9 protein-coding genes are annotated in these 12,961 nt (G+C 69.6%); 4 read left to right on the top strand and 5 right to left on the bottom strand.

Annotated elements, in window-relative coordinates; translation table 11 throughout:
- Window positions 1–146: 146 nt before the first annotated feature.
- Both E5671_RS36130 and E5671_RS36125 read left to right on the top strand, forming a co-directional pair.
- Window positions 147–1,592 (top strand): MFS transporter, encoded by a 1,446-nt coding sequence (locus tag E5671_RS36130; RefSeq protein ID WP_202121397.1) that lies wholly within the window; start codon window positions 147–149, stop codon window positions 1,590–1,592.
- A 206-nt stretch (window positions 1,593–1,798) separates the two neighbouring features.
- Window positions 1,799–3,241 carry an MFS transporter gene (locus tag E5671_RS36125; protein WP_202121396.1) on the top strand — a complete coding sequence of 481 codons (1,443 nt, stop codon included), beginning with the start codon at window positions 1,799–1,801 and terminating at the stop codon, window positions 3,239–3,241.
- Between the two features lie 18 nt (window positions 3,242–3,259).
- Here the strand turns inward: E5671_RS36125 and E5671_RS36120 are convergent, their stop codons facing one another.
- The 4 genes from E5671_RS36120 to E5671_RS36105 all read right to left on the bottom strand — a co-directional run bounded on the left by E5671_RS36120 (window position 3,260) and on the right by E5671_RS36105 (window position 7,454).
- The gene (locus E5671_RS36120) at window positions 3,260–4,285 is read right to left on the bottom strand and encodes an ArsR family transcriptional regulator (protein ID WP_160508048.1); all 1,026 of its coding nucleotides are present in this window, start codon (window positions 4,283–4,285) and stop codon (window positions 3,260–3,262) included.
- Between the two features lie 295 nt (window positions 4,286–4,580).
- Complete coding sequence (locus E5671_RS36115) at window positions 4,581–5,504, bottom strand: endo-beta-N-acetylglucosaminidase H (RefSeq protein WP_160508047.1); 924 nt, start codon at window positions 5,502–5,504, stop codon at window positions 4,581–4,583.
- A gap of 157 nt (window positions 5,505–5,661) precedes the next feature.
- Entirely contained in the window at window positions 5,662–6,666 is a 1,005-nt protein-coding gene (locus E5671_RS36110; RefSeq protein ID WP_160508046.1) for a cation diffusion facilitator family transporter, read from the bottom strand.
- Window positions 6,667–6,836: 170 nt separating this feature from the next.
- Window positions 6,837–7,454 carry a TetR/AcrR family transcriptional regulator gene (locus tag E5671_RS36105; RefSeq protein ID WP_160508045.1) on the bottom strand — a complete coding sequence of 206 codons (618 nt, stop codon included), beginning with the start codon at window positions 7,452–7,454 and terminating at the stop codon, window positions 6,837–6,839.
- Between the two features lie 158 nt (window positions 7,455–7,612).
- Here E5671_RS36105 and E5671_RS36100 point away from each other — a divergent pair, with 158 nt between their 5' ends.
- A complete protein-coding gene (locus E5671_RS36100) occupies window positions 7,613–10,018 on the top strand; it encodes an MMPL family transporter (RefSeq protein ID WP_160508044.1) in 2,406 nt (801 codons plus the stop codon).
- Window positions 9,957–11,621 carry an MFS transporter gene (locus E5671_RS36095; RefSeq protein WP_237330307.1) on the top strand — a complete coding sequence of 555 codons (1,665 nt, stop codon included), beginning with the start codon at window positions 9,957–9,959 and terminating at the stop codon, window positions 11,619–11,621. Before E5671_RS36100 ends, E5671_RS36095 begins: the two co-directional genes overlap by 62 nt.
- On the opposite strand, the gene E5671_RS36090 is transcribed toward E5671_RS36095, so the two are convergent.
- Entirely contained in the window at window positions 11,565–12,956 is a 1,392-nt protein-coding gene (locus tag E5671_RS36090; RefSeq protein ID WP_160508042.1) for a cytochrome P450, read from the bottom strand. The two genes, E5671_RS36095 and E5671_RS36090, sit on opposite strands and share 57 nt — an antisense overlap.
- Between the last annotated feature and the right edge of the window lie 5 nt (window positions 12,957–12,961).

Genomic DNA, 12,961 nt, shown 5'->3' with positions numbered 1-12,961 from the left:
TTCCGACGCATACCTCGACGGCGGTGCTTCCTGATGGCCTGGGCTCGTTGCACCCTGCTCTCCCCTGTCGCGCTGTAGGCGTGCGGGGGCATGCCCAGGCCTGCCCCCGCCCCTTTTCCTTCTGTACGCGAACAGGAATCTTCCTCGTGTCGACCGACACCCATACCCACGGTCACCCACGCCCCGCAGGGGCTGCCCGTGCCGCCACGATCACCCTGGTCGTGGTGCTGATCGCCGAGCTGATGAACGCGCTCGACGGTTCCATCGTCCACACCGCCCTGCCCTCCATCCAGGCGGACACCAGCGCCTCCAGTGCCGCGGTGCAGTGGATCCCCGCCGCCTACACCCTCACCTTCGCCCTCGCCCTGATCACCGGCGGGCGCCTGGGTGACCTCTTCGGGCGCAAGCGGGTCTTCATCGCCGGTACCGTCCTGTTCACGCTGGCCTCGCTGCTGTGCGGGATCGCGACCGGACCGGAGTTCCTGGTCGCCGCCCGGGTCCTCCAGGGCGCCGGAGCGGCGGCCATGGTGCCGCAGGTCATGGCCACCATCGCGGTCACCTTCGACGGGGAGTCCCGTGCCAAGGCGTTCGGCTTGTACGGCATGATCATGTCGCTCGGCGGCGTCCTCGGCCCGGTCCTCGGCGCCGTCCTGACCTCCGCCGACATCGCCGGTCTCGGCTGGCGGACGATCTTCCTGATCAACCTGCCCATCGGCCTGGCCACCGTGCTGTTCGCCCTCCGGTACATCCCGGAATCTCGGGACCGGCAGGCCAGGCGTCTGGACCCGCTGGGCATGCTGCTCTCCAGTGCGGGTGTGCTGCTGATCGCCTTCCCGCTCACCGTGGGCGGCGAACGGAACTGGCCGGCCTGGAGCCTGGCCATGCTCGCCGCGGGCGTCGTCGTACTGGCCGTGTTCGTGGGCCAGCAGCGGGCCAGGACCGCCCAGAACGGGTCCGCGCTGGTGGCACTCTCGCTGTTCCGCGGCAAGGCGTTCGCCGGCGGGCTCGCCGCCCAGCTGGTCTTCGGCCTCGTGTCCGGCGTGTTCCTGCTGACGTGGGTGCTGTTCATGCAGTCCGGCCTCGGGCTTTCGCCCGGGCAGTTCGCTCCGGCGTCCGTCGCCATCTCCGTCGGCGGCATGGCCGGCGCGATGCTCGCCTCCAAGTGGGCAGGACGCCACATGCGGCGCGTGCCGCAGGCCGGGGCGGTGCTGATCGCCTGCACCCTGGTCGGCTACCAACTGCTGGTCTCCGCCCAGCGGACCGAGGTGCCGTTCGTGGCCGCCGTCGCCCCGATGGTCCTCGTCGGGGCCGGGTTCGGCATGGTCGGAGCGGGTCTCGCCGGTCTCACCCTCAGCCAGGTCGGCCACGAGGACGCCGGATCCGCGGCGGGACTGTTCAACACCGCCATGCAGCTCGGCACAGCCCTCGGTATCGCGACGGCCTCCGTCGTGTTCTTCAACCACGCCCCCGCGGGCAGCCACGGCACCACCGTGACCGAGGCGTTCGCGGGCAGCATCTGGTACGTCGTCGCCGCTCTCGCGGTGATGTGGGCGCTGATGTTCCGGTTGCCGAGGCCGGTCAAGGCCGCCTGAACCACGTCCGGCGGCCTGCCCTGCGAGGGGGCGGGCCGCCGGGCCCCTTTCCCCCTCCCTCGGGGTGCCGCACCGCCCTGCCGGAAGCGACGGCGCCCATCCCGGCCCGGGCCCCGAACCCCGCTTCTCCTGTGCGCAGTCGGCGTACGGGACAGCCCTGGCCTGCCCGTATCCCCGGACCCCACAGCAACAGGAGCCCCTCTCCCGTGTCCCGCGACACCCACACGACCACCATCAGCAGCCGGCCCGCGGGCCGCGCCCGGGCCCTCACCCTCGCCGTCGTCCTGACCGCAGAGTTGATGAACGCCCTCGACGGCTCCGTCGTCTACACCGCCCTGCCCTCCATCGCCGCCGACACCGGCGCCACCACCGCGGCCCTCCAGTGGATCCACGCCGCCTACGCCCTGACCTTAGCCCTCGGCCTGATCACCGGCGGCCGGCTCGGCGACCTCTACGGGCGCAAGCGGATCTTCCTCGGCGGCACGACCGTCTTCACTCTGGCCTCGCTGCTCTGCGGAATCTCGACCGGACCGGACCTCCTGATCGCCGCCCGCGTCCTGCAAGGCGCAGCGGCCGCGGCGATGGTCCCGCAGGTCCTGGCCACCCTGCACGTCACCTTCGAGGAGGGCTCCCGGGCGAAGGCGTTCGGCCTGTACGGGACGGTCATGTCGCTCGGCAGTGTCACCGGACCGGTCCTGGGCGGTGTCCTGACCCAGGCCGACCTGTTCGGCCTGGGCTGGCGGCCGATCTTCCTGATCAATCTGCCCATCGGGATCGCCGCGGTCGTCCTCGGCCTGCGCTGCATCCCCAAGTCCCGCGACCGCACCGCCGGGCGCCTGGACCCGCTCGGCATCTTCCTGTCCGCGCTCGGCCTGCTGCTGATCACGCTCCCGCTGACGGTGGGCGGCGAACACGGTTGGCCCGCCTGGTCGTTCGCGACGTTCGGCGCCGGCCTGCTCGTCATGGCGCTGTTCGTGGGCCAGCAGAAGGCCAAGACGCGCAAGGACGGCTCACCCCTGGTGGTCCTCTCCCTCTTCACCGGCCGCGCCTTCAGCGCCGGGCTCGCCACCCAGCTCGCCTTCGGCCTGCTGTCCGGGGTCTTCTTCCTGTCCTGGGCGCTGTTCATGCAGGACGGCCTCGGCCTCACGCCGGGCCAGGCCGCTGCCGGTTTCGTCGCCGCGTCCCTCGGTGAGATGAGCGGCGCCTGGCTCGCCATGAGCCTCGTAGCGCGCTACGGGCGAGCCGTGCCGCAGGCCGGGGCCCTGCTCGCCGCCGCCACCCTGTGCGGGTACCACCACCTCATCACCACCGAGGGCACCGGCATGGGAACGGTGCCGGCCGCGGCGCCGATGCTCGCCGTCGGTTTCGGCCTCGGCATGATCGGCGCCCCGCTCGCCGACCTGACCCTCGGCAAGGTCTCCCACCAGTACGCCGGGTCAGCCTCCGGCCTCTTCAACACCGGAACGCAGCTCGGCATCGCGCTGGGCACCGCGCTGACCACCGTGGTCCTCTTCACCGACATCAGCGCCGGCACCCGCGGCCCAGCCATGAACGCCGCTTTCGCCGACAGCCTCGGGTACGTCGTCGGCACACTCGTCACGATGTGGGCGCTGATGCTCCTGCTTCCCAAGCGAACCCGCACCAGCTGACGGTCGACGGTACCGGGCTCAGACGAGGGTTCCCGTGACGTCGTCCTCGGCCTTGCGCACGGCGGCGCGCAGCAGGGATGCGCCCGTGGGTGTGAGGGTGTGCAGCACGGCCGGGCCGTTCCGAACGGTGGTGATGAGTCCCGCGTCGCGCAGCGCGGTGGCGTGTCTGCTGGCGGCGGAGGCCGAAACTCCGGCAGCGCGGGCGATCTCGCCGGTCGTGGCGCCGGCGGACGCGGCGCGCAGGGCGACCGCTCGGGCACGTCCGAGGACGTTGGTCAGGGACCGCTCGGGGGCGCTGCCAGGCACGGGGCGGGCCTCGGGCTCGTGGAGCAGCGAGTACCAGAGCACGGGCGGCAGCCCCGGGTCGGCGAAGGCGACCGGCTCGCCCCAGTTGAAGTACGAAGGGACGAGCGTGAGCCCACGGCCGTTGAGGTGCAGGTCCCGGTCGTCCGCCTGTCTGGGGTAAGCGACCTCCAGGACGGGAGGGCGCCAGTGCAGCATGGGCCCGAGTCCCGCGAGCATGCCCTCCACTCCGCCGTCGAGGAGCCCTCGGCAGCATGCCGCCCTCTCGGCCTCGATGCGCGCCTGGACCTGCTCCTTGTGGGGGGCGACGACGGCCTCGTAGTAGGCGCGCAGCACCCCCACGAACTCCTTGCGCGCTTCCAGTCCGGCCAGTTGCCCGGCCCAGGCAGGTGCTCCGACGGTCCGGTCGAGGATGTTCATCTCCGTGATGACCCGTCGCGCAGGCGTAGCCAGAATTGACTCAAGACCCGCGTCCAGTCCGTCCACCGCACCGACCGGGGTGAGAAAATCCGGATAGTACGCGGCCCTTGGATACAAGGGCAGCAGAACACTCCGCAGTACGCGCTCCAGTTCCTTCTCCCGAAGCCGCTGCCGTGCCGCGCGGTGCCACCCGGCGAAGGCCCACCTGCCCCTGCGGGACTGGAACCGGTGCAGAGTCGCGGCTATCTCGGAGAGCGGATCAGGAGCGGAGGCGAGCCTGGTCCTCGCCAGATCCACGTCGGTGAAGTGAATGCGGAGCATGTCGTTCCCCCAGGTGAGTACGGCTCTCGCTCTACAGCGCACCAGTGTTCGTTCGGCACGGGATCGGCCCGACGATCGTAGGTAGCTGCGATCAAGAATCGATAAACAGGGGTTCAACGAATGTGCGGCGTAGGCGTGGGCCGGCGGCGAGGCGGCCGCGGGGCCGTTCCAACAGGTCGACGCCCGGACACCGCGCCCCCGACATCGTTGTCGAAGGCGCGGCCTGCGCGGGTCGCGGCCCTACGGGATGAGGCAAGCCCCAAGTGAGCACCACGCGGGGGAGAGTGCGGTCGCCCTACGGTGTGTAGACGGCGTCACTGCCGTACAACTCCCTGGTGAACGCCGAGACATCGGCGCTGCGATCGGTGCCGTCGAGGTTGTACGTCAGATAGACGCCGTACCCCTCGCTGACGGTGCGGCGGGCTAGGTCGGCGGCCGTGCTCTGCGAGGTCCGGCCGATCTCGACGGCCGCCGGCGACAGCTTCGACTTGGGCAGTGCGATGCGGGGGACCTGCCAGGTGCCGTAGTACGGGTTCCAGGCGTAGTCGAACTTCGACGAGATGTCGACGCCGCCGTAGGAGAGGCGCGACGCGGCCGGGCCGATGTTGTAGAGGCTGATGATCTTGTCCGGCATGTTCGCGCGCAGCGCCGTCACCAGGTGCACGAACGAGCCGGCGTTGGGCTGGCCGGTGCCGTTCTTGCCGTACTCGGCGTACTCGTCGTCGAAGTCGATCCCGTCGAGACCGTACTTGGTCACGGTGTCCGACAGCTGCTTCGCGAACGCCGAAGCCGCTTGCTGGGACGGGAAGTTGGCGAACCCCGCGCCCTGGTGGTTGCCGAGCACCGAGAGGACGACCTTGATGCCCTGCCGCTGCAACGGCCGTATCTGCGTGGCGGCGTTGTCGAGGACGCGTTGCACGTTCTCGTTGAAGTGCAGATACGCCTTCTTCTTGCCCGTGTCGTAGTTGATGTTCGCCGCGAAGATCACGGCGACGTCGAAGGCGTTGCCGCCGCCGTTGGCGAGCGTGTACTTGCCGACGTTGAGCATGCTGTTGTTATTCACCTCGACGTACGCCACCGAGGTCGGTCCCTGTTTCGCGGGAGCGGGAGCGGGGGCCGCCGCCGCGCCGGTCGCGGCGGTCGTGCCGAAGGCGAGGGCCGCGACGGCCGAGAGCGCGAGCACCGCCGTCCGCGCTCTGCTCCGTACAAGAGTGAACATCGTTGTCCGGTCTCCTATCGCATGGGTCGGCGCCCGGCCTGTTCGCAAGCGCCGAGTGAGCCTCCGATCTTTCCGCTCCCGTGACCGAATCCCCAGAATCATGCGCGAACTCTTCACAACTCCCGCGGGTGGCTGCGCCGCAGAAGGCGCCTACCGTTCAGTGCTCGTGCGGCTCCTCGCGGTGCACCGGGCCATGCGGCTCCTGGCAGTGCGAGGAGCCGTCCGCCGCTTCCCCGTGCCGGGCCACCTGCAGCACCTTCTCCGCCAAGTGGTCGACCTGGACCGTGGTGTGGGTGATGCCGTAGTCGTGACGCAGCAGTTCCTCGAGATCACGGCGGACGGCGTGGCAGTCACCGCCCGGTTCGACCAGGACGTGCGCGGACAACGCGGCCTGGCCGGACGTGATCTGCCAGATGTGCAGATCGTGCACCTCGACGACGCTCGGCTGGGCGACGAGTTTGTCGCCCAGGGAGTCGGGGTCCACGTCGGCGGGGGCGGCTTCCAGAAGAATGCGGCCCGACTCACGTATGAGCCCGTACCCGGCCTTCACCATGAGGGCGACCACGACGAGTGTGGCGATCGCGTCGGCGCGGGAGTAGCCCGTAAGGACGACGACCAGGGCGGCGACGGCGGTGCCGATGAAGGCGAACAGGTCGTTGAGTATGTGCTGGTAGGCGCCCTCGACGTTGAGCGAGGAGCGGTTGGCCCTGGAGATGCACCAGGCGGCGGCCACGTTCACGACGATTCCGGCGAGGGCCGTGACGAGCATCAGTCCGCCCTCGACATCGGGCGGGTCGATCAGCCGGCGCACCGCCTCGTACGCCAGCCAGGCACCGAGCAGCAGCAACGTAAGGCCGTTGGCCTGGGCGGAGAGGATCTCGGCGCGCTTGAGGCCGTAGGTGAAGCCGCCGCGGGCCGGGCGCGCGGCCAGGCGCATCGCGATCAGGGCGAGGACGATCGAGGCGGCGTCCGTGAGCATGTGCGCCGCGTCGGAGATCAGGGCCAGGGATTGCGCCATGATGCCGACGACGACCTCGGCCGCCATGAAGGTGGCGAGCAGTGCGAGCGCGATCCCCAGCCACCGCCGGTCCGCGTCCGCCGATACGCCGTGCGAGTGCCCCGCGTGCCCGCCCGCGCCGTGCTCATCCTTGTGGTCACGCATGGTGCGCACTTCCCCCCTCGCGACAGACGCCTTGGCCCGCAGTGAACCGCATGAGGCGAGGGATCGACAAAGGCTGCACCGGTGACCGTTGTCATGTCCGTTAGGAGCGCTCTGACCTGGGGAAACACCTGGGAAGTACCTGGGGAAATATCCAGCCGCCAGACGACCGACTAGGCCGCCGACGGACTCAGCAGGCCTCGGACGATGACCTGGACGACCTCCCAGAGCTTTTCCTCCAGGTCGAAGGCCGTGCGCGCCAGCGTCCAGCGCAGGGCGAGACCGTCGACGGCGGACGCCAGGGCGAGGGCCGCGGCCTCGGCTCGTCGGGCGGCTTCGTCAGACGCCTCGGGAGTCGCCTCGCACACTTCGAGGAGAAGTGTGCGCATGTATTCCGTGTACTGCTCGTGGTGCAGGCTGTAACAGGCCCTGATATCAGGGATGTTCTGGGCGAGCGAGAGCAACTCCAGTGCCAGCGGGCCCTTTTCCGGGTCTTTCGTGAGTTCCCTCGCGAACCCGCGGACCAGTTCTTCCAGGCGCTCGGAGGCCGGCCCGGGGGCGGCCATCAATGCGTCCATGCCGCGCTTCTCGGCCGACAGCATCTGGTGGACGAGCCCGGTCGCCAGCTCTTCCTTGTTCTTGAAGTACCAGTACAGAGCGCCTTTGCTCAGCCCTGATTCCTTGACGATGTCGTCCATGCGAGCACCGTGATAGCCCTGCCGGGCGAAGACCGTGGCCGCCGCCTGGAAGATCTGGCGCCTCCGTGCCGCGCTGCGCTCCTCGTCCGCCATTTCGCCCTCTTTCCCCGTCGTTCCGTCATTCCGTGCCCGCCGTTTCTGGAATCGAGCACTGTTTTCATCACCAACAAGATAGCGCTAGACCGGCCAGTCGGTCTAGCGCTATGGTGAGGCTCGACCGACTGGTCAGTCGAGTTCTTTGAGGAGTCGCGGTGAACCCCCAGAAAGCTCCGGACGAGGCACGTCCGGCCCCGCCCCTGCTGCACAGGCTCGGCGTCTGGAGTGCCACACATGCCTGGCGAGTGGTGGCCGTCTGGCTGGTCGTGCTGGTGGGGGCCGGGCTGCTCGTCCCGCGGTTCACCGACAGCCTGACCGGCTCCTCGCTGAGCATCACGGGCTCCGAGTCCGCCCGCGCGGAGAAGCTCATGAAGGAGCGGTTCGACAGCGCGATCACCGAGGACGTCGTCGTGGTCTTCGACTCGGCGACACGCTCGGTGAAGGACCCGGCGTTCCGCGAGGCCGTCGAGCGCGGCATCTCCGAACTGCGGGACCAGGACGGCGTGGCCAGCGTCGAAGACCCGTACGCCCCGGACGGAGAAGCCCAGTTCTCCGACGACGGCCGGACAGCGCTCGTGCTGGCGGGTCTCACCGGCGACGAACGTGACCGTCAGGAAGTCGCGCCCAAGCTCCAGGAGGCGCTCGACGGCACCGCGCGCGGCGACATCGAGGTCATGCTGACCGGGTCGAGCGCGCTCAACGCGGCGGTGGTCGAGCAGGAGGACAAGGACCTCGCGCGGGCGGAATCGATCGGCCTGCCGATCGCACTGATCGTCCTGCTCATCGCCTTCGGCACGCTCGTCGCCGCTGGACTGCCGCTGATCCTTGGTGTGTTCGCGCTCATGACGTCCTTCGGCGCTCTCGGGGCTCTCAGCTACCTCACGACCTTCGACACCTTCGTCCAGGCCGTGGTCACCATGCTCGGTCTCGCCCTGGGCATCGACTACTGCCTGTTCATGGTCACCCGGCAGCGTGAAGAGCTCGGCAGCCGCCGCGGCCGGTCGATCCCCGAAGTCGTCGGTGCCACCATGGCGACCGCGGGCAAGGCCGTGCTGTTCTCGGGGTTCACGGTCCTGGTGTCGGTGGCCGGGCTCCTTCTCGTCCGCGCACCCGTCTTCCGGTCGATGGCGCTGGGCGTCATGGTGGCGGTGGCCGTCATGCTCGCGGTGGCGATGACGCTGCTGCCCGCCGTGCTGGCCCTCCTGGGCACCAGGATCAACCGGTTCGCCGTACCAGGACTTCGACGTGCCGTGCAGCACCCGGACCCCGAGCACTCGGTCTGGGCACGCTGGACACGCTTGGTGTTGCGCCGTCCCGTGCTCGTCGGAGGCGCGGCCACGCTGGTACTGCTGCTCGCGGCAGCTCCCGTGTTCGGGCTGAAGCTCGGGTTCGACGTGGGCGCGAGCGCCGTCGCCGACGCCCCGGCCGGCGCGGGCTACAACCTCGTCGCGAAGAAGTTCGCCCCGGGGACGGCCACCCCCGTACAGGTCGTCGTGACCAGTCCCGACGGCCGGCTGGACAACGCGGGGCTGAAGTCCATCGACCGGCTCAGCACGCTCGTCAAGGACAACAAGCAAGTCGACGGCGTCCTTTCACTGACGGACGCGCTGAAGGAACAGACCGGCGCCACGGATCAGGAGGCCCTGCGCACCGCGCTCGCCGACGACAAGGGCGAACTCGACCGCATCGTCAGCTCATCGGGCGACGCCACGATCCTGACGGTGTTCTCCAAGAGCGCCCCGGACTCCGACGCGACCATCGACCTCGTCCACTGGATCCGCGACACCGCGGCTCCCCGGGCGGCCGGACCGGAGAGCGGCATCGTGGTCGACACCGGAGGTCTGACCGCGCAGACCATCGATGTCGGCGCGGAGATCAACAGGGGAACGCCGTGGGTCCTGACGGCCATCCTCGGGATGTCCTTCCTGCTGCTCCTGCTCGCCTTCCGCAGCCTGGTCCTGGCGCTCAGCGCGATCGTGATGAACCTTCTCTCCGTGGGCGCCGCGTTCGGCCTGCTGACCTGGGTCTTCCAGGACGGCGCGGGCGAGGCCCTGTTGGACTTCACCAGCCGCGGCTTCATCCAGGCCTATCTGCCGATCCTGACCTTCGTCGTCCTCTTCGGCCTCTCCATGGACTACGAGGTGTTCCTCATCTCCCGGATGAAGGAGGAGTGGGACCGCACCAAGGACAACACGCGCGCCGTCACCGTCGGGGTCGTCCACACCGCCAAGGTCATCACGGCGGCAGCCGCCATCATGGTGGTGGTCTTCGCCTCCTTCATGATCACCAGCGTGGTCGAAGTGAAGCAGATGGGCTTCGCCCTGGCTGTCGCGGTGCTCGTCGACGCCACGCTGATCCGCGTCGTGGTCGTACCGGCCGTGATGCGGCTGCTCGGAACGGCCAACTGGTGGCTTCCCGCGTGGCTCGACCGGGCGCTTCCTCGCGTGCAGCTCACGGAGGGGCCGAGTCCCGCGGCTGACGACGGCACGGAAGACAGCGATGCGGGCCGGGACGACCCGGCCACAGCACGGTCGACAACCTCCGCCTCCTCATCCGATTGAGCCCGTGCCGCAACGGCCGCGCACACAGGGAGCACCAGTGTCTGGCACTCACGAGGCAGCTCACCGCTGGCTCGGTCTACTCTCGCTGAGTCTCGGCCTCTTGGTCATCGGTCTTGACACCACCATCCTGACCGTGGCCCTGCCGACCCTCGCCACGTCGCTGGAGGCGACGACCTCCCAACTGCAGTGGTTCACCGACGCGTACACGCTGGCCTTCGCCGCCCTGCTCCTGCCGTCGGGGGTGCTGGGCGGCAGGCTCGGCCGTAAACGCGTCCTGGTCGCGGGCTTGTTGCTCTTCACGGCGGGTCTTGTGCTCGCGGTGCTCGCGGACACCTCCGGCGGCCTCGTCCTCGCCCGCCTCGTCATGGGCGTGGGCGCGGCCGCAATCGCACCACAGGCACTGGCACTTGTGCCTCTGCTCTTCCCGCGGGACCAGCGGCCGCGGGCGGCAGCTCTCGCGACGGCCACGTTCGCGCTGGGGCTGCCGCTCGGCCCGCTGATCGGTGGCGGTCTGCTGAACTCGTTCTGGTGGGGATCGATCTTCCTGATCAACATCCCCGTGCTGGCCCTCGCACTGGTCGGTGTGGTGCGGTACGTGCCTGAGGCCAGGGGCCCGCGGGTGCCTCTCGACGTCGTCGGGTCGGTGCTGGCCCTGACGGGGATCTCCGCTCTTCTCTACGGCATCATCGAGGCACCGAACCGGGGATGGGGCGACCCGCTGGCGCTGCTCGCGATCTTCACGGGTGTGGCGCTCCTCTGCGCGCTGCTTCTGTGGCTGCGGCAGGCCCCGCATCCCCTGGTCGACCTCTCCCCCTTCCGCAGCGCTCACTTCGCGTGGGGTACGGCCACCGTCTGCGTGGTCATGTTCGTGCTCCTGGGCATCCTGTTCGTGGTCCCGCAGTTCCTCCAGCAGGTCCAGGGGCATGACGCCATGGCCACCGGGATCCGGCTGATGCCGATGTTCGTCGGCGTGCTGTTCGCCACGGTGGCGGCCGAGAAGCTCGTGAGCAGGTTCGGCATCAAGTGGGTCGTCGCGGTGGGCATGCTGCTGTGGGCGATCGCGCTGATACTCCTGGGACGGCTCGCCGCGGACAGCACGTACGCGGCGACCGCTCTCGCGTTGGCGATCGCCGGCGTGGCGCTCGCCCTGACGCTGCCGACCACGTTCGACGCCGTGCTCAGCTCCCTCCCGCCGGACACCGCCGGTGCGGGATCGGCGCTTGCCAACGCCTGCCGACAGGTCGGTGCCGCCGCGGGCATCGCCGTACTGGGCAGCGTCCTGAACACCGTCTACCGCGGTGAGCTCGACGACGGGGCGGTGCCCCAGCTCGCCGGTGGGTCCATGGATGCCGTGCGCGACCATCTCGCAGGAGCCGAAGCGGCGGCGGCCGCGCTGCCCTCGGGCCAAGGGCAGGCGGTGCTCGCCGCCGCGCGGGACGCATTCGTCTCCGGCATGTCGGCGGCGTCCCTGGTCGGCGCCGGGGTCGCCGCCGTGATGTCGCTCCTGGTCGTGGCCATGCTGCCGGCGCGGGGCGGCGACGGGGCTTCAGCGAGGGCTGACCCGGGCCCTGACTCCGGGGCTGGGGCGCAGGTTCACCAGTAGTTCGGGCTTCACGTCGGAGCCCTGCGGGAGGAGCTCGATGTCCAGGCGCTGATTGAGCAGGGCCGTCAGCAAGTGGCCTTCCATCATGGCCAGATGGCTGCCGGGGCACACATTGCTGCCCGTACCGAACGGCAGATAGGCGCCCTTCGGCAGCGCCTTCTCCGCCTCCCGGGTGAAGCGGTCGGGGTCGAAGCGTTCGGGATCGGGGAAGACCTCCCGGCGCCGGTGCAGGCTGAAGGCGTTGATGAACACCATCGTCCCCGCCGGGACCGCGTAGCCGCCGATCACGGTGTCCCGGATCGCCTGGCGCGGTATCACCGCGGCGGGCGGGTACAGCCTCATCGCTTCCTTGAACGCCCTCAGGCAGTATGGGAGTTGGGCCAGGTCCTCATAGCGCACCGGCCGTTTTCCGAGGACCCGGTCCACTTCCGCGCGGACTCGTTCGAGGATTTCCGGGTGGCGCGCCAGCAGATACAGTGTCCACGCCTGGGCGTCGGCCGACGTCTCCTGTGCGGCGCCCCAGGCGGTGAGCACCTCATCGAGGAGCAGCTCCTCGGTCATGGTGCCGCCGTCCTCGTATCGCGCGCCCATCAGGTCGGACAGGAAGTCCTGCGGCAGTTCGCCGGGGCTCTCCGCCGAGTTGGCAGCCTGCCGTTGCCTGATGAAGCCCGCGATCCACCCCCGGAAGGTGTCGATGTTCCGCCTGGCCCGCAGGTTGCGCGGCGTGGGCACCCAGATCGGAAGCGCGACCGCGCTGGTGATGGCGTGCATCTCCCAGTCGAACGCCTCCGTGATGGCCCGGGCGATCGACTGGTTCTCCCGGGTGGAGGCGCTGAACAGCAGCTTGGTGACGATGTCCATCGTGAGTGCGTTCATCTCGACGACGAGGTCGACGTCGGCGCCGCTCCCCCAGCGCTTCACCGCGCTTTCGGCCACGGCGACAATGGCATCCGCGTGCTTGGGTATCCGGCGCGGCGAGAAGTGCGGGACCACCAACCGGCGTTGTCTGTTGTGGAGTTCACCTTCGCTCGTCAGCAGCCCCTTGCCCATCAGCGGTGTGAGGGCACGGGTCTGGCGCCGGCCGCGGCCGAAGTCGGCCGCGCGGTCGATCAGGACTTCTCTGGCGGTCGCCGCCGAGGAGACGACGACGGCCGGGCTCCGCCCGATGCGGAAGCCCATGACGCCGGCGGAGCCCTCCGCGATCTCGTGCAGGGCAGCGATGGTGTCCTCTTGAAGCTCGCGTGCGTGACCGAGCAGCCGTCCGCCTCGGGCCTCCGGCAGGGGCGCCGCCGCGGCGGCCACGCCCTCCGACTCGCGGTGTGCGGTGGTACTCACGTTAC

It is taken from the genome of Streptomyces sp. BA2 (assembly GCF_009769735.1).
In the GTDB taxonomy this organism is placed as follows: domain Bacteria; phylum Actinomycetota; class Actinomycetes; order Streptomycetales; family Streptomycetaceae; genus Streptomyces.
The sequence above is the reverse complement of the archived record's forward strand: the minus strand, read 5'-3'. Positions and strand labels throughout refer to the sequence as shown.

Coding starts and splice junctions, on each gene's coding strand:
- E5671_RS36110 (WP_160508046.1), bottom strand. CDS start 6,666: ATGCGTGACCACAAGGATGAGCACGGCGCGGGCGGGCACGCGGGGCAC.
- E5671_RS36095 (WP_237330307.1), top strand. CDS start 9,957: ATGCGGGCCGGGACGACCCGGCCACAGCACGGTCGACAACCTCCGCCT.
- E5671_RS36115 (WP_160508047.1), bottom strand. CDS start 5,504: ATGTTCACTCTTGTACGGAGCAGAGCGCGGACGGCGGTGCTCGCGCTC.
- E5671_RS36105 (WP_160508045.1), bottom strand. CDS start 7,454: ATGGCGGACGAGGAGCGCAGCGCGGCACGGAGGCGCCAGATCTTCCAG.
- E5671_RS36120 (WP_160508048.1), bottom strand. CDS start 4,285: ATGCTCCGCATTCACTTCACCGACGTGGATCTGGCGAGGACCAGGCTC.